We start from the raw sequence: 17,316 nt of genomic DNA on the forward strand, positions 1-17,316 counted from the left end.
ACCCACGCTGACGTGCTTGGATCCTGACCGCGGCCCCTCCCTCAGGTGAACATTCGCGGGTTACCGAACGGTACTCGGAAAGCCTCAGCAAGCGGTACCGCATTGCGCACCGAACCACCGCCGGTGGGCACCGCAGTCTTAGCCGCAAATTTGACCTACGGAAGCCGGTATGCCTTGACATGCATTTTCATTCGATGGCAATGTCATGAGGGAAGGAACACTCCCCGCCGCGGGATGCACCACTGGTCATGAGCGTTGAGAGAGAGTGGCCCACCCCCCATGAAGAACGCAGGCCTGGACTCTGCAGAAATTTTCCCCGACGCGCCGCGGAACTGGTCTCCGGAACCGTATCGCGACAGCTATTTGGCGCTTTTCGAGCAGTCCCTAGTTTGCATCGCGAATCTTGATCTGGAATTCCGGATAATGGAGGCCAACCGCTCCTTCGTCCGCCAATTCGATTGGAGCCCCGGGCAGGGTGCGGGAAAGGACTTCTGTGACCTTCTGCACCCCAGTGTGCAGGGCAAGCTCAAGAACGAGCTGATCCGGCTGGCGGACGGTCAGAGCCCGCGATTCGCCGACCACTTGGTGGCGGTGGGCGCGCAGGAGGCCGTGTTCCGCGGAGAGATGACGGGAATCGCCGTACGGAGTGGAGCCGGCCGGGTCGACCGCATCCTGGTTCTGGTCGACCCGGAGGAATCCTCGAACGGTCCGCAGCTCGCCAATGCACGGCGCAAACTGTTCAGTCCGATGCACGCCCGCATTCTGGAAGGTGTGGCATCGGGTGAGTCGACGGTCCAGCTGGCCACGAAACTCTTCCTCAGCCGCGGCGGAGTGGAATACCACGTCTCTTCGCTGCTGCGGAAGATGAAGGTGACCAACCGGCCGGCGCTGATTTCGAAGAGCTATTCCCTGGGTGTCTTCGCCGTCGGCCAGTGGCCGCCGCGGGTGCGTCCGGAGTTCGTGTCCGACTGATCGCAAGCAGCTGAAGGCCTCGCAGGCCCCGCCGTTCCCCGCGGTGGGGCCTTGCGGGTTTTGTGCCGTGGGGCCTGGGGGCCTTTCAGGACCCGGCCGCGCGGGCGCCGTCGAGCTCCTCACCGATCTCGGCATACACCTCGCTCAGGTGCCCGGTGAGGAAGAAGTGGCCGCCGGAGAAGACCCGTATGCGGAAGGTGCCCTCGGTGTGGTCCCGCCAGGCCTCGGCCTCCGCCAGGGTCGTGCGCGGGTCGGTGTCGCCCGTCAGTACCGTCAGCGCGGCACGCACCCGGCGCCCGGGCGGGCAGGTGTAGGTCTCGATGGCCCGGTAGTCGCCCCGGATCGCGGGCAGCGCCATCCGCAGCAGCTCGTCGTTACCGAACACGGCCGCGTCGGTTCCGTTGAGCAGCCGCAGCTCGGTGATCACCCCGGCGTCGTCCTGCTGGTGCACCCGCTCGTCCCGGTGGGAGGACGGGGCGCGCCGGCCCGAGGCGATGACCGCGCGCGGCGGATTGGCGCCGAGCTCCTCCAGCCGCAGCGCCGTCTCGAAGGCCAGGACGGCGCCCATGCTGTGGCCGAAGAAGACCGTGGGCTTCTCGCTCAGCCCGCGGATCTCCTCGCACAGCAGATCCGCCAGCTTTCCGATGTCCTCGACGCACGGCTCCATACGCCGGTCCTGGCGCCCCGGGTACTGGAGCGCGACCACGTCGGCCTCCGGGGCGAAGCGCACCGACACCGGGTGGAAGAAGCTGGCCGAACCGCCCGCGTGCGGAAAGCAGACCAGCCTTACGGCGCTGCCGGCCGAGGGGTGGTAGCGGCGGATCCACGCCGTGGTGGCGTCGTCGGCGATACGCGACATGGGGTCCCTTTCCAGAGTCTTGCGTCAGGACGGCGGCAACCGGCCCGCTGTCGCCGCCCATTGAACGCGGCACGCCACCTGCAAAACCCTAAACTTCCGCGGTGGACGGCCTCAGCCGATGGGTCTGCGTTCGGCGGCGAGTACCGCCGCGAGGCCCCGGCGCCCTCCGATGCCGAGCTTGCGGTACACGCTCGTGAGGTGGAACTCCACGGTGCGCTGGGTGAGGAACAGGGCCTCGGCGATCTCCCGGTTGGTGGCTCCGGCGGCGGCCCGCTCGGCGACCTGGCGTTCGCTTCCGCTCAACGCGTCGGTGGGTGACTCGGTGCCGCGCCGCAGCCGTCCGCCGGCCGCGCCGAGGGCCGGCACGGCCTGGTCGAGGAGCAGCCGGTCGCCACAGAGCACGGCGATGTCGATGGAGCGGCGCAGCCGTTCGCGCGCGCTCTCGGCGTCGCCGCGCTCCAGCAGCCGTCGGCCGAGCAGGTATTCGGCGCGGGCATGCTCCAGACGGCCCGGGGTGCCGTCGAGGAGGCCGGCGGCCTCGGTGAGTTCGTCGATGCCGGTGTCGCCGGGGGTGAGGACACCGCGGGCGAGGGCCAGCATGCCCCGGGCCCGGGGCGTGCCCCAGCACCCCACGGCCGGGGCCACGCGGTCGACGAGGTCCCGTCCCTCGCCGTGCCTGCCCAGTTCGGCGAGCAGCTGCGCGGCGTCGTACCACCAGGGGGCCAGGACAGGGTTGCCGATGCCCGCCTCGGCGAGGCTGTCACCGCACCGCCGGAGGTGACCGAGGGCTCCTTCCAGGTCGCCCAGCGCGGCACGGGTGCGGGCGCGGCTCATCAAGTACGTGTGCGACTCCAGCGTGAACTGCTCCAGGCGGGGCCGCCGGACCAGGTTGAGCACCTCCTCGGCGCGGCTGGCGTCGCCGCGGCGGACCAGGACGTCGGCGAGGGTGCAGTGCGGGCCGACGGCGCTCTTCACATGGAGGTCGCGGTGGACGAGGTCGAAGGCGAGCTGCGCGTCCGCCAGCGCCTGCGCGAGGTTGCCGGTCCACATGTGCACCTGGGCGCGGGTGCTGGAGGCGAGGGCGCTGTTCCAGGCCTGGCCGCCCTTCTGGGCGTGCTCCAGCAGGGCGGTGAGCGCGAACTCGACGGGCTTGACCTCGTCGGCGAGGTAGAGCGTGAGGCTGGCTCCGAGGGCGCCCCAGCCGCCCAGCGAGACGTCCCCGACCCGCAGGACCCGCTCGGCCGACGGGACCAGCTCGGCGGCGGGGCGGCCCTCCAGGGTGCCCAGCGCGCACAGCATGCCGAGCAGCAGCCGTTCCTCGGCGGTCTCGCCGGGCGGCCACACATGGTCGCGGAACCCCTCGCTGACACGGCGCACGGTGGACTTCTCGTCGAGCCCGGAGACCAGCGCCATCGCCTCGACGAGGTTGCGCAGCGCCTTTTCCTCCGGGGAGTCGCCGAGCTCGGACTCCACCAGGGGCAGCGTCTCGCCCACCAACTCGAAGGCGCGCAGCGAGTTCTGGGCGCCGAGGGAGGTGACGACGTACTGCAGGACCAGGCGGCAGCGCACGCGCGGGTCGGTGACGAGGGACAGCGCGTGTTCCAGTCGGCCGAGCGCGGTGGGGTGGTCGGTATGGGCGAGTAACCGGGCCGAGGCACACAGCAGCTCGATGTCGTCGACGTCATGCAGCAGGGCTCGGGAGAGGTACTGGCCGGCCGTGGCGGGGGCGCCGCGCTGCTCGGCGCCGAGGGCGGCGGACCGCAGGACGGTGACCATCCAGGGCTCGGGCACCTCGGGCAGGTGCATCAGCTGGGCGGCGACCTGGTCGCTGGGGCGCCCGGAGTCGTTGAGCAGGCGGGCGGCGCGCTCCCGCAGCGCGAGGCGTTCCGCAGCCGGCGTCGTGTCCAGGACGGCCTGGCGCATGAGGTCGTGGCGGTAGGTGAGGGAGTCGGGGCGCAGCAGTCCCGCCGCGCGCAGGGCGTCGACGGCGCCGGCGGCGGGGCCGGGGGTGGTGCCGGCGAGAGCGGCGACGGATTCGATGTCGTCGGACTCCAGGACCGCGAGCGCTTTCGCGACGGCGAGCCGTTCGGGGCCGAGCCGGTCGAGGTGGAAGCGGGCCACGGCGCCGTGCCCGAGGACGTCCCGGAGCGCGGCGGCGGCGAGTCCGGTGACCGGGGCGCGTTCCCTCATCTCGCGGGCGACGAGCTGGACCAGGAACGGGGTGCCGCCGGTGAGTTCCATGCAGCGTCCGACGACGGACGCGTCGGGTGTGACGGGGAGCTCTGCGGCGAGCATGGCGCGCACGGCGTCGTCGGTGAGCGGCTCGACGTCGACGGTGAGACAGGAGGCGTCGTCGGCCATCTCGTCGAGCACGTCGGGGCGCGCGTGCTCGACCTCGGTGCGCAGCGTCAGGAGCAGGGCGACCGGCAGGCCCTCGGCATGGCGCAGCAGGAAGCCGAGCCAGCGCAGCGAGGCCTCGTCGCACCACTGGAGATCGTCGACGGCGAGGATCAGGGGCCGCTCGGCGGCGAGGGAGGCGGTCAGCCAGTACAGGCCGTGCATGACGCCGTACATGTCGGCCGGCCGGCCGTCGGGGGCTCCGTCCGCCGTGAGAGCGGGCAGGGCGAGTGCGGCGCTGCCGGCGAGTGCCACGCTGCCGGCGAGCAGCGGATGGCGCGCGGGGTCGCCGGCGGTGAGGTCGAGCGGGGCGAACAGCCCGCGTACGGCCTCGTAGGCGGCGCCGCCGCTCTCCTGGCACTTGACGGTGAGGACGCGGGCGCCGGGGCCCAGTTCGGCGAGCGCGGCGGACATCAGCCGGGTCTTCCCGATGCCGGCGGGTCCGCGGAGCAGTACCGCACGTCCGTCGCCCGTGCCGTGGAGGTGCTCGCGGACAAGGGCGAGTTCCAGGTCTCGGCCGACGAGCGCGGGTTCGTCTTCCGCCTTCAGCCCGGGAGTCAAGGCCACCGCTCCTCCTGTACTGCCCCGCCACGCAGAGGAGTTGGCGGAATGCACGAATCGAACAACTCTTTCTTGTCTGATCATACGTACCTACCGGTGAGTTCATCGGTCGTGCGCGATCCGATCGCGAGCGCTTCGCGGCGGCCTTCATGCATTCACGGTCGCAAACACGAGCCCGGTTCCCAGCGCCTCACCGCCGGTCAGGCGCCGACGGCGGCGACCCGGTCCGGTGCGGTCCACGTCCACTGCGGCGAAGGTGAGGGAAGCTCATCTATATATGTGGCGCACTCCACATGGCGGGCTTCGCCGGCCGGCGTCGAACTCTCGGGAATTCGTGGGCACCGGGACGACAGGCTCGGGCCATGTCATCCACACCGCAGTTGCCGGCGCTCGACACCGCCTCACACCCCGTATTAGCGCCCAGCCCGCTGCGTACGCTGCGGGACAATGCGGCCGTCTGCCGGGTGCTGACGCCGGCCGGCCACGAGGCCTGGCTCGTCACCCGGCACGCTGAGACGAAAGCGCTCCTGCACGACGAGCGACTGGGCCGCTTCCACCCCACCCCCGCCACGGCGCCCAAGTACGTCGACAGCCCTCTCGTGCAGATGCTGATCAGCGACGACGCCGACACGGCACAGGAGATGCACCGCCAGGTCCGCGCCCTGCTCGGCCCGCAGTTCGCCGCGCGCCGTATGCAGGCACTGAGGCCGCGCGTGGCCGCCGCCGCGCGGGCGCTCGCCGGGGACTTCGCGGACCGTGGGCAACCCGCCGATCTTCACCGGCACTTCGCGCTGCCGTACTCGCTGAGCATCCTGCACGAGCTGATCGGCGTGCCCGCCCAGGAGCGCGAGCGTGCGGCGCGACTGCTCGCCGACATCGGCCGGGTCGGGACGGACCGGACGGCCGCACCGGGGCCGGGCCCCCTGTTCGCGCTGTTCGGCGCGCTCGCCGAGGCCAAGCGGTCCGCACCGCGGGACGATGTGCTGTCCCGGCTCGTCGCCGCCGGCACCCCCACGGAACAAGCCGCCGCGCTCGCCGCGACGCTGCTGATGGCGGGCCTGGAGAGCGTGGCGAGCTTCATCACCCTGGGCGTCGTACTGCTCACCCGCCACCCGGAGCAGCCGCGGACCGCGCTGGACGATCCGGAGGCGATGACGGCGCTCGTGGAGGAGATTCTGCGCAACGGCAAGCAGTCCGGCTCGGTCCTGCCCCGTTACGCCGCCGCCGACATCGACATCAGCGGGGTGACGATCCGGGCCGGCGAACTCGTGTTGCTGGACTTCGCGCTGGCCAACCATGACGAGCGCGTCTTCGAGCGAGCCGGGGAGTTCGAGCCGGGCCGTACGCCCAACCCGCATCTGTCGTTCGGGCACGGGATCTGGCACTGCCTCGGCGCGTCTCTCGCCCGGATCGAGCTGGCGGAGGCGTTCAGCGCACTGTTCGGGCGCATGCCGGGGCTGCGGCCGGCGGTTCCGGACGAGCGGCTCGTCACCAGCGCCGGTCGGCTCGTCGGGGGGCCCGCCGAACTGCCTGTGCGGTGGTAGCGGGGCCGGCGTTGCGGCGGTAGCGAAGGGCCGGCGCGGGATAGCGCGGGATAGCGGGCGGTCCCGGCAAGGTCCCGGATCGTGCAACCGGCCCACGGAGCGTGGTCCAGGACCAGGGAACGCGCCCCAGGACCAGGGATCGCGGGCCAGGACTAGGGATTTGCTCGCCGCCGGCGGCCCATCCTTCCTCTCGCACCGGGGTCCGGATGCCCCGGTGCACCTCCCGGTGAGAGGGGACGCCACGTGACAGCGACAGACATGAGGGACGACGCCGCACAGCAGGTCGACTTCCCGTTCCGCAGGCCCGGCGAGCCCTTCCCACCGCCCGGTTACGCCGAGATACGCGAGCGGGACGGGCTGGTGTGGTCGATGATGCCGGGCGGCCAGCGGGTCTGGCTGCTGACCCGGTTCGAGGATGTGCGGGAGGCCCTGCTCCACCCGTCGCTGAGCTCGGACTCCCGCAACGAGGGATTCCCCACCCCGGGCCGTACGGGCGGTCCGCCCGCGCAGACGCAGATTCCCGGCTGGTTCGCCACCCTCGACCCGCCCGAGCACGACCGCTACCGCAAGATCCTCATGCAGGCCTTCACCGCACGGCGGATGAAGGAACTGCGCCCCCGGATCCAGAAGGTCGTCGAGGACTGCGTGGAGTCGCTGGCCGCCAAGGGCAGCCCGGCCGATCTGGTCGCCGACTACGCGGTGCCCATCCCGTCGCTGGTGATCTGCGAGCTGCTCGGCGTGCCCAACGCCGACAGGGCGTTCTTCGAGTCCCGTATCTCGGTACTGGTCACACTGGCCGCGACCGACGAGGAACGGGACAAGGCGACGACCGAACTCCTGCGCTATCTGGGCCGGATGGTCAGCATCAAGCGGCACCGGCCCGGCGACGACCTGATCAGCACCATGATCGCCTCCGGGGAGCTGGCGCCGATGGAGGTCGGCGGAGCCGCCCTGCTGCTGCTCATCGCGGGCCAGGAGACCACCGCCAACAACATCGCCCTGGGCGCGGTCCCCCTCATGACGCGTCCGGAGTGGATCGGTGACCCGGGGATCGTGGACGAGTTGCTGCGGTTCTACTCCGTGGCCGATCTGGTGCCGCTGCGGGTGGCCGTGGCGGACCTGGAGATCGGCGGCCGGCTGATCCGGGCGGGCGAGGGCGTGGCACCTCTCGTGGCCGCCGCCAACTTCGACGAGGGCAAGTTCGCCTGCCCGCACGCCTTCGACCCGAGCCGCTCGGCGCAGGGCCACGTCGCCTTCGGCCACGGGCGGCACAAGTGCCTGGGCCAGCATCTCGTGCGCGTCGAGATGGAACTCGCCTACCGCGTCCTCTTCGAGCGGCTGCCCGGGATCCGACTCGACTGTGCCGTCGAGGACCTGCGCCACAAGGACAACGGCGTGCTGTACGGGCTCACCGAGCTGCCGGTGCGCTGGTGACCGCCCCGCCGCACCGCCTCATCGCCGACCGAAACCGACAGAACCAGGATTCCGCATGCCCGCAGATCTGACCCGGCTTCCCGCCACCGCCCCGGTGTCCGACGTCACCGCCGTCCTGGAACGCGACGGCGGTGTGATCGTCGAGGACCTCGTGGACGAGACGACCCTGAAGGGTCTGTGGGACGACCTCGGTCCCGCACTCGACGCCACCGGCTACGGGGACAGTTCCTTCACCGGCCAGCGCACCAAGCGGCTCAGCTCGCTGTTCGCCCGCTCCCGGCACATGGAGCGGATCGCGCTCGACCCGCTGTACCTGGGCGCCGCCCGGGACCTGATCGAGCGTCCCTCGACGAACTGGTTCGGCCGCACACGCACCGACCTCGCCCCGAACGTCCAGGTCAGCATCACCCAGGTGATCCAGATCTGGCCCGGCGAGACCGCGCAGCCGCCGCACCGCGACGACATCGCGCACCTGCTACCCAGCCCCGGCCCGACGAACCGGGTGCAGATCATGCTGGCGATGAGCGAGTTCACGGAGGAGAACGGCGCGACGATCGTCCACCCGGGCAGCCACCTCTGGGAGGCCGAGCGCGCGCCGCGCCCGGAGGAGGCGGTACAGGCGGAGATGGCGCCGGGGTCCTGCCTGATCTGGGTGGGCGGTCTGTTCCACGGCGGCGGCGCGAACCTCGCCGACGACGCGCGTACGGGCCTCACGCTCGCGCTGGTGCGCGGCAATCTGCGCCAGGAGGAGAACCAGTACCTGGCCGTGCCCAAGGAGATCGTCCGCGAGTACCCGGAGGAGCTCCAGCGGCTGCTGGGCTGGGGCCTGTGCCCGCCGTTCCTCGGCTGGTACGAGCAGGAGGACCCGATCCACCTGCTCAACGACTGATCTCGGCCACTGACCGACAACGGAGTACGGCTCGTCGCCCGTGGCACCCGAAGGCCGCCGCGCACACCGCGCGGCGGCCCTCGGCGTGTTCAGCGCTCCAGCAGCCAGCCGTGTACGGCCCGCGCGGTGGTGCCGGCGTCGCCGTCCAGCAGGCTGACGTGGTTGCCGGGTACCTCCACCTGCTCGTGCGGCAGCGGCCAGGCGGGCCGGTCGGCGCCCAGGAGCAGGGCGGGGTCGTGCTCGGCGGCGGCCACGAACAGGGTCCGCGGCGCATCCGCGGTGGGCACGGGCCGCCACCGGGTGAAGAGGCGGCCGTAGTGGGCCGTCGCGGTCAACTGGTCGGCGTCGACCGGTACGTCGGGGAAGTCCCGCATGAGCCGGCAGGAGGTGGCGACCATGGCGAGCGCGAGGTTCTCGTCGGGCGTCCTGGGCGAGTCGAGCAGCACCAGGCCGCGCGGTGGTGCGCCCGCCTGGGTCAGTACGGCGGCCAGGAGGTGGGCCTGCCAGCCGCCGGAGGAGTAGCCGACGAGGGTGAGCGGCTTGTCACCGAAGGCGGCGAGGACGGCCTCCGCCTGCCGGGCCGCAGCGGCCTCGGGACTGTCGGGCAGCGCCTCGCCGGGCGCGTAGCCCGGTGCGGGCAGCACCCAGACGTCGCGGGCGCCGTGCAGAGCGGCGGCGAACCGGGAGTACTGGTAGGCGGTGGCGGGCGCGACCAGGGACGGCAGGCACAGCAGGGCCTCGCCCTCGGTGCCGGTGGCGAGCCGGACCGGCCGGGGTCCGGGGACCGTCGTGCCGGGAGACGCGTCCAGGTCGGCCGTCCTGCCGGGCGGCGTTTGCGGCAGGCCGAACCCGGTACGCATCGCGGCCGCGAGGTGCAGCACGTCCAGTCCTTTGTCGTACTGCTCCCGCTCGAAGGCGTGGCGCACAAGGGCGGTCACAGCGTCGGTGGGGGTTGTCGACTGCCCTTCTCCATCGGCCAGTTCACCGCTGACATACGCGGCGAGCGCACGCGGTGTGGCGTGGTCGTACAGGGCGGAGGCCGGCAGCCGGACGCCGCACGCGCGGCCGACGCGGTTGCGCAGGTCGCCGAGCGACAGGGAAGTGAAGCCGAGTTCGAGGAACCGCTGTGTGACGCCGACCTCGCCGGTGTCGGTGTGCCCGAGGACGTGGGCCACCTGTGCGACGACGAGCTCCAGGACGGCACTCTCGCGCTCGGCCCGGGGCAGGGAGCGGAGGCGGTCGGTGGGGGTGGACACAGATGCGGGCTCGGCGGGCGAGGCCGACTCGCTCGGGGCCTGCGAGATTCCGAGGAAGCTCATCGCGCCGTTCTCGCCCGTACGGTCGGGCAGCCAGTAGCGGCGGCGTCGGAAGGCGTACGTCGGCAGGTCGACTCGGCGGGCGCCCGTCCCGGCGAACAGGGCCCCCCAGTCGACGTCCGTTCCGTGGACGAAGACCTCGGCGAGGGCGCTGAGCAGCGTGCCGACCTCCGCCCGGTCGCGGCGCAACACGCTGACGGCCACGGCGGCCCCGACGGGCGCCTGCGCGGTGAGGACCGGGTCGGGGCCGATCTCCAGGAGCCGACCGGCCCCTTGGCCGGCGGTGGCGGTGGTGACCGCGTCGTGGAAGCGCACGGGCTCGACGAGCTGGTCCACCCAGTAGCGGGCGGTGGTCCAGTCACCGTCCCGCAGGGCCTGCCCGGTGACGGAGCTGACGGCGGGCGCGGTGGGCGTGCGGTAGGTGATGCCGTCGGCCACGGCGGCGAAGTCGTCCAGGACCGGTTTCATCAGCGGCGAGTGGAAGGCGTGACTGACCCGCAGCCGGGTGGCGCGGCGCCCCCGCTCCCGGAAGACCGCGACCACGACATCGACGGCACCCTCCGCGCCCGACACGACGACGGACTGCGGCCCGTTCACGGCGGCCAGGGCGACGTCCGCGCCCATCGCCCCGGCAACCTCCTCTTCCGTGGCCTCGATCGCGGCCATCGTGCCGCCCTCCGGCAGGGCCTGCATCAGCCGAGCGCGCGCCGCCACCAGCCGTACCGCGTCCGGCAGATCGAAGACTCCGGCCGTGTACGCCGCCGCAAATTCCCCCACCGAGTGGCCGACGACGCAGTCGGGCTCGGTCCCCCAGGAGCGCAGCAGCTCCACGAGGGACACCTGTAGGGCGAACAGCGCCGCCTGCGCATAGCCCGTACGGTCCAGCAACGCGGCCTCCGCCGAGCCCTCCGGCGCGAACACCGCGTCCCGTACGCCCGTCGGGAAGCCGACGGCGCCGTCGAACTCCCCGTCGAGGTGGGCGCACACCTCGTCGAAGGTCCTCGCGAACACGGGGAACCGGGCGTACAACTCCCGTCCCATTCCCGGTCGCTGGCTGCCCTGCCCGGTGAACAGCCACGCCGTTCCGCCCTCGGTGAGCGTGCCGCTGACGATGTCCGCAGTGGTCGTCCCGGTTGCGAAGGACGTGAGGGCGGCGGCCATCGTCGGCGTGTCGGGACCCAGGACGACGGCGCGGTGGGTGAGGGCGGCCCGGGTGGTGGCCAGCGAGTAGCCGATGTCATGCGCGGAGAGGTCGTCGGTGAGCGCGGAGCCCAGGCGGTCGACCTGCTGGGCCAGCGACTCGGGCCGGTGGGCCGAAAGGACCCAGGGTACGAGCGGGACCAAGGTGTCGGTCCCGGGCTGCTCGGGCCGCTCCGGCTCGGGGGCTTCTTCGAGGATGACGTGGGCGTTGGTACCGCTGATCCCGAACGCCGAGACACCCGCCCGCCTCGGCCGCTCACCACGCGACCACGGCCGCGCCTGCGTCAACAACCGGACCTGCCCCGCCTCCCAGTCCACATGCGACGACGGCCGATCCACATGCAACGTCACGGGCAGCGCCTCCCGCTGCATCGCCAGCACCATCTTGATGACACCCGCCACACCCGCCGCCGCCTGCGTATGCCCCAGGTTCGACTTCACCGAACCCAGCCACAAAGGCCCACCCCGGCGCCCCCGGCCATACGTGGCAAGCAACGCCTGCGCCTCGATCGGATCCCCCAGCGCCGTCCCCGTACCATGCGCCTCCACCACGTCCACATCCGCGGCTTCCACCCCCGCGTTACGCAAAGCCTGCCGAATCACCCGCTGCTGGGACGGCCCATTCGGCGCCGTCAACCCATTCGACGCACCATCCTGATTTACCGCACTCCCCCGCACCACCGCCAAAACCCGATGATTATTCCTGCGAGCGTCGGACAACCGCTCCAAAACAAGCATGCCCGCACCCTCACCCCACACCGTCCCATCCGCACCCTCAGCAAACGCCTTGCACCGCCCATCCACCGCAAGACCCCGCTGACGCGAAAACTCCACAAACGCAGCAGGCGTCGACATCACCGTCACCCCACCCGCCAACGCCAAACCACACTCCCCCGACCGCAACGCACCCACCGCCAGATGAAGAGCCACCAACGCCGACGAACACGCCGTGTCCACCGTCACCGCCGGCCCCTCCAACCCCAACGCATACGCCACCCGCCCCGACATCACACTCGCAGCAGACCCCGTCCCCACAAACCCCTCAACCCCACCAAAACCACCCCGCGACGCCAACACATAATCCTGACCATTCGTCCCCACAAACACACCCGAAACCGACCCCCGCACCGACACCGGATCCACACCAGCCCGCTCCAACGCCTCCCACGCCGCCTCCAACAACAACCGCTGCTGCGGATCCATCGCCAACGCCTCACGCGGCGAAATCCCAAACAACTCCGCATCAAAATCAGCAACACCAGAAAGAAACCCACCCGCATCCACATACGAAGTCCCGGAATGCTCAGGGTCGGGGTGATGAAGATGCTCGATGTCCCAGCCACGGTCCTCAGGAAACGAGGTCACACCGTCACGCCCGGCCGCGAGCATCTCCCACAACTCATCCGGCGACGACACGCCACCCGGAAAACGACACGCCATCCCCACGATCGCAACGGCGTCGTCGTCGATTGAGTTGCCGCTGTCGGCGCCCGAGTTCGCTTCGTGGTCCTCGGCGTGGGCGTCGTCGCCGGGCAGTTGGGTGCGGATGTGGGCCGCGAGGGCGGCCGGGGTGGGGTGGTCGTAGACGAGGGTGGCGGGCAGGCGCAGCCCGGTCGCGGCGCCGAGGCGGTCGCGCAGTTCCACCGAGGTGAGGGAGTCGAATCCCAGGTCGCTGAAGGGGCGGTCGGCGGTGACCGAGGCGGCGGAGCTGTGCCCGAGGACCTCGGCGACGGTGGACCGTACGTGGGCGAGGACGAGGCGTTCCCCTTCGGCGGGCGGACGGCCGTGCAGGGCCGTCGCGAGTTCGCCGCCGCCTGCCGCGGGTCGTTCAGGGCCGGTGGCTCGGGCCTCCTGCTGTGCGGGGGCGGTGAGTTCGCGCAGGAGTGAGCCGTGGCGGGCGTAGGCGGTGGTCTCGGCGAAGCGGGCCCAGTCGGCGTCGAGGACGGTGACGCAGGTGCGGTCGTCGTCGAGGACGCGCCGGAGCGCGTCGACGGCGGTGTCGGGGGTGAGAGGGCGGATGCCGAGCCGGGCCAGGTGCGTGGTGACGACGGGGTCGGCCGCCATGCCGTCGCCCGCCCAGGGTCCCCACGCCACGGAGGTGGCCGGCAGCCCGAGGGCACGGCGATGCTGGGCGAGCGCGTCGAGGCGGGCGTTGGCGGCGGCGTAGGCGGCCTGGCCGGCGTTGCCGGTGACGCCGGCCGTGGACGAGAACAGCACGAAGGCGTCGAGGGCCCGGTCGGCGGTGAGTTCGTGCAGGTGCTGGGCGGCGTCGGCCTTCGCGGCGAGGACGCGCGCCAGCCGGTCGGGGGTGAGGTCGGCGGCGAGGCCGTCGTCGAGGATGCCCGCCGCGTGGACGACGACGGTGGGCGGATGGGCGTCCAGCAGGCCGGCGACGGCGGTGCGATCCGCCATGTCGCAGGCGACGAGGGTGACTTGGGCGCCTCGTCCGGTCAGCTCGTCGCGCAGTTCCTGGGCGCCGGGGGCGTCGGCGCCGCGCCGGGAGACCAGGACGAGGTGCTCGGCGCCCTGGTCGATGAGCCAGTGGGCGATGTGCCGGCCGAGCGCGCCGGTGCCTCCGGTGACGAGGGCCGTGCCGTGGAATCGGGGGCCCTGCGGTTGTGCGTCCGGGGCGGCGGGTTGTCCGCCCGGGCCGGTGTCCCGTACGAGGCGGGCGGCGAGGATGCCGGTGGGGCGCAGGGCGAGCTGGTCCTCGTCGCCGGGTGCGGACAGCAGCCGCGTGAGGCGCTGCGGCTCGTCGGGGTCCGGGCACGCGGGCAGGTCGACGAGGCCGCCCCAGCGGTCGGGCTGTTCGAGGGCGAGCGTGCGTCCCAGTCCCCATACGGCCGCCTCGTCGGGCCGGGACGGGCTGTCGCCGGCGCCGACCGACTGCGCGGACCTCGTGGCGCACCACAGGCGGGCGGCCGGGGCGGCGTCGGACAGCGCCTGCCACAGGGCCAGTACGGCACCCGGCGAGGGAAGCAGTGCCAGGGCGTGGGTGGGCTCGTGACCGGTGGCGCGGATGCGGTCCGCGAGGTCGGTGCGGGTGTCGGTGGCGTCGACGGTGATCAGTTCGACCTCGGCGCCGGCCCGGCGCAGGGCCGCCGCGATGTCCTCTCCGGCGGGCTCGGCCGTGGCCACGAGCCAACGGCCCGGGAGCACGGCGGTGTCGGCGGCGAGACGGGTGGGCCGCCAGCGGACGCGGTAGCGGCGCGCCGCCTGCTCCAGGGCGCGACGACCCTGCCGACGCCAGGCGGACAGCGCGGGGACGAGGGTGCCCAGGTCTTCGTCCCCGGCCAGGCCCAGCCGCTCGGCGAGCGCGTCGACCTCGCCGCGCTCCACGAGATCCCAGAAGCGTGCCTCGACGCCGTCGGGGCCGCTCTCCGAGCCGCTCTCCGCGACGGCGTGGTCGGGCAGCCAGTACCGCTCGCGACGGAACGCGATGGTCGGCAGCTCCACCCGCCGCGCGCCTGTGCCTTCGAAGAGTGCGGCCCAACGGACGTCGGCGCCCAGGACGTACATCTGGGCGACGGCGGTCAGGACGGCCTGCGGCTCGGGCTGCCCGGTGCGCAGGGTGGCCGCGGCGGCGTGTCCGGTCTCCCGGGCGAGCGCGGTGAGGACGGGGTCCGGGCCGATCTCCAGGAGCCGGCCGGCCCCCTGGGGGCCGGTGGCGGTGGTGAGCGCGTCGTGGAAGCGTACGGGCCGGCGGACCTGTTCGATCCAGTACGTGGGAGTGGTCCAGTCGCCCTCGCGCAGGGCCTCCCCGGTGAGGGTGCTGACGGCCGGCACGGTCGGCGTGCGATAGCCGACACCGGCCGCCACGATGGTGAACTCGGCGAGCATCGGGTCCATCAGCGGTGAGTGGAAGGCGTGGCTGACCCGCAGCCGGGTGGCGCGGCGCCCCCGCTCCCGGAAGACCGCGACCAGGGCATCGACGGCGCCCTCCGCGCCCGACACCACGACGGACTGCGGCCCGTTCACGGCGGCCAGGGCGACGTCCGCGCCCAGTGCCCCGGCAACCTCCCCTTCGGTGGCCTCGATCGCGGCCATCGTGCCGCCCACCGGCAGGGCCTGCATCAGCCGGGCGCGCGCCGCCACCAGCCGTACCGCGTCCGACAGTTCGAAGACTCCGGCCGTGTACGCCGCCGCGAACTCGCCCACCGAGTGGCCGAGCACGCAGTCCGGTCGCATGCCCCAGGACCGCAGGAGAGCCACGAGGGCCACTTGCAGGGCGAAGAGGGCCGGCTGGGCGTAACCGGTACGGGCCAGGGTTTCCGCGTCACCGGCGAACATGAGCTCGCGCAGAGGAATGTGACCGGGGTCTTCCGCACCGAGTTCGGCGTCCAGGAGGTCGCAGACCTCGTCCAAGGCACGACGGAACTCCGGAAACAGGTCGTGGAGTTCGCGTCCCATGCCGGGCCGCTGGCTGCCCTGCCCCGTGAACATCCATGCCGTACGTCCCTTGAGCACATGTCCGGTGACGACAGCCGGGTGCTGCTCACCGTCGGCGAGGGCCCGGACGCCGGTGCTCAGCTCGTCGCGGCCGGATCCGAGGACGACGGCGCGGTGGGTCAGGACGGCGCGGGTGGTGGCCAGCGAGTGGCCGAGGTCGGCCGGGGACGCCGGGTTCGTGGGGAGGTGCGCGGCGAGGCGCTCGGCCTGCGCGCGAAGGCTGTCGGCGTCACGCCCGGCCAACAGCCAGGGGGTGAGCGGGAGTTCGGTCGTTCGGTCTGGCTCGTCGGAGGGCCTCTCAGCCCTTTCGGCCGGGGCTTCTTCGAGGATGACGTGGGCGTTGGTACCGCTGATCCCGAACGCCGAGACACCCGCCCGCCTCGGCCGCTCACCACGCGACCACGGCCGCGCCTGCGTCAACAACCGGACCTGCCCCGCCTCCCAGTCCACATGCGACGACGGCCGATCCACATGCAACGTCACGGGCAGCGCCTCCCGCTGCATCGCCAGCACCATCTTGATGACACCCGCCACACCCGCCGCCGCCTGCGTATGCCCCAGATTCGACTTCACCGAACCCAGCCACAAAGGCCCACCCCGGCGCCCCCGGCCATACGTGGCAAGCAACGCCTGCGCCTCGATCGGATCCCCCAGCGCCGTCCCCGTACCATGCGCCTCCACCACGTCCACATCCGCGGCTTCCACCCCCGCGTTACGCAAAGCCTGCCGAATCACCCGCTGCTGGGACGGCCCATTCGGCGCCGTCAACCCATTCGACGCACCATCCTGATTTACCGCACTCCCCCGCACCACCGCCAAAACCCGATGATTATTCCTGCGAGCGTCGGACAACCGCTCCAAAACAAGCATGCCCGCACCCTCACCCCACACCGTCCCATCCGCACCCTCAGCAAACGCCTTGCACCGCCCATCCACCGCAAGACCCCGCTGACGCGAAAACTCCACAAACGCAGCAGGCGTCGACATCACCGTCACCCCACCCGCCAACGCCAAACCACACTCCCCCGACCGCAACGCACCCACCGCCAGATGAAGAGCCACCAACGCCGACGAACACGCCGTGTCCACCGTCACCGCCGGCCCCTCCAACCCCAACGCATACGCCACCCGCCCCGACATCACACTCGCAGCAGACCCCGTCCCCACAAACCCCTCAACCCCACCAAAACCACCCCGCGACGCCAACACATAATCCTGACCATTCGTCCCCACAAACACACCCGAAACCGACCCCCGCACCGACACCGGATCCACACCAGCCCGCTCCAACGCCTCCCACGCCGCCTCCAACAACAACCGCTGCTGCGGATCCATCGCCAACGCCTCACGCGGCGAAATCCCAAACAACTCCGCATCAAAATCAGCAACACCAGAAAGAAACCCACCCGCATTCACATAAGTACGGCCAGGATGTCCGGGAACGGGGTCATAGAGGCCATCGACATCCCAGCCACGATCCACGGGAAAAGGCGTCACACCGTCACCACCGGCCGCCAGCAGCTCCCACAACTCCTCCGGCGACGACACACCACCCGGAAAACGACACGCCATCCCCACGATCGCGATGGGTTCGCGGGAGGCCGCGACGAGTTGCCGGTTGCGCTTCTTCAGCGTCTCGGTCTCCTCCAGGGACTTTCGCAGGGCCTGGACGACCTTTTCGTACGGTGCGCTCAT

The 17,316-nt window shown here is 71.7% G+C and carries 7 protein-coding genes; 4 read left to right on the top strand and 3 right to left on the bottom strand.

What is annotated here, in order from left to right:
• Nucleotides 1–279: 279 nt before the first annotated feature.
• Nucleotides 280–972 (top strand): LuxR C-terminal-related transcriptional regulator, encoded by a 693-nt coding sequence (locus ACIA8X_RS35590; RefSeq protein ID WP_393462644.1) that lies wholly within the window; start codon nt 280–282, stop codon nt 970–972.
• Between the two features lie 85 nt (nt 973–1,057).
• On the opposite strand, the gene ACIA8X_RS35595 is transcribed toward ACIA8X_RS35590, so the two are convergent.
• The gene (locus ACIA8X_RS35595; RefSeq protein WP_393462642.1) at nt 1,058–1,831 is read right to left on the bottom strand and encodes a thioesterase II family protein; all 774 of its coding nucleotides are present in this window, start codon (nt 1,829–1,831) and stop codon (nt 1,058–1,060) included.
• Nucleotides 1,832–1,942: 111 nt separating this feature from the next.
• Nucleotides 1,943–4,795 carry an ATP-binding protein gene (locus ACIA8X_RS35600; protein ID WP_393462640.1) on the bottom strand — a complete coding sequence of 951 codons (2,853 nt, stop codon included), beginning with the start codon at nt 4,793–4,795 and terminating at the stop codon, nt 1,943–1,945.
• 356 nt (nt 4,796–5,151) lie between these two features.
• On the opposite strand from ACIA8X_RS35600, the gene ACIA8X_RS35605 reads away from it, so the two are divergent.
• From ACIA8X_RS35605 to ACIA8X_RS35615, 3 genes are all read left to right on the top strand, one after another.
• Entirely contained in the window at nt 5,152–6,333 is a 1,182-nt protein-coding gene (locus tag ACIA8X_RS35605) for a cytochrome P450 (RefSeq protein ID WP_393462638.1), read from the top strand.
• 243 nt (nt 6,334–6,576) lie between these two features.
• Entirely contained in the window at nt 6,577–7,767 is a 1,191-nt protein-coding gene (locus ACIA8X_RS35610) for a cytochrome P450 (protein WP_393462636.1), read from the top strand.
• 55 nt (nt 7,768–7,822) lie between these two features.
• A complete protein-coding gene (locus ACIA8X_RS35615) occupies nt 7,823–8,656 on the top strand; it encodes a phytanoyl-CoA dioxygenase family protein (protein WP_393462634.1) in 834 nt (277 codons plus the stop codon).
• Nucleotides 8,657–8,745: 89 nt separating this feature from the next.
• Here ACIA8X_RS35615 and ACIA8X_RS35620 read toward each other — a convergent pair whose 3' ends face one another.
• Entirely contained in the window at nt 8,746–17,316 is an 8,571-nt protein-coding gene (locus tag ACIA8X_RS35620) for a type I polyketide synthase (protein WP_399460026.1), read from the bottom strand.

The sequence above is a fragment of the Streptomyces sp. NPDC051738 genome, assembly GCF_044453205.1.
GTDB lineage: Bacteria > Actinomycetota > Actinomycetes > Streptomycetales > Streptomycetaceae > Streptomyces.

Bases quoted from the DNA above. Each gene is read 5' to 3' on its own strand.
- ACIA8X_RS35590 (WP_393462644.1), top strand. From the start codon at position 280: ATGAAGAACGCAGGCCTGGACTCTGCAGAAATTTTCCCCGACGCGCCG.
- ACIA8X_RS35595 (WP_393462642.1), bottom strand. From the start codon at position 1,831: ATGTCGCGTATCGCCGACGACGCCACCACGGCGTGGATCCGCCGCTAC.
- ACIA8X_RS35605 (WP_393462638.1), top strand. From the start codon at position 5,152: ATGTCATCCACACCGCAGTTGCCGGCGCTCGACACCGCCTCACACCCC.
- ACIA8X_RS35615 (WP_393462634.1), top strand. From the start codon at position 7,823: ATGCCCGCAGATCTGACCCGGCTTCCCGCCACCGCCCCGGTGTCCGAC.
- ACIA8X_RS35620 (WP_399460026.1), bottom strand. From the start codon at position 17,316: ATGAGCGCACCGTACGAAAAGGTCGTCCAGGCCCTGCGAAAGTCCCTG.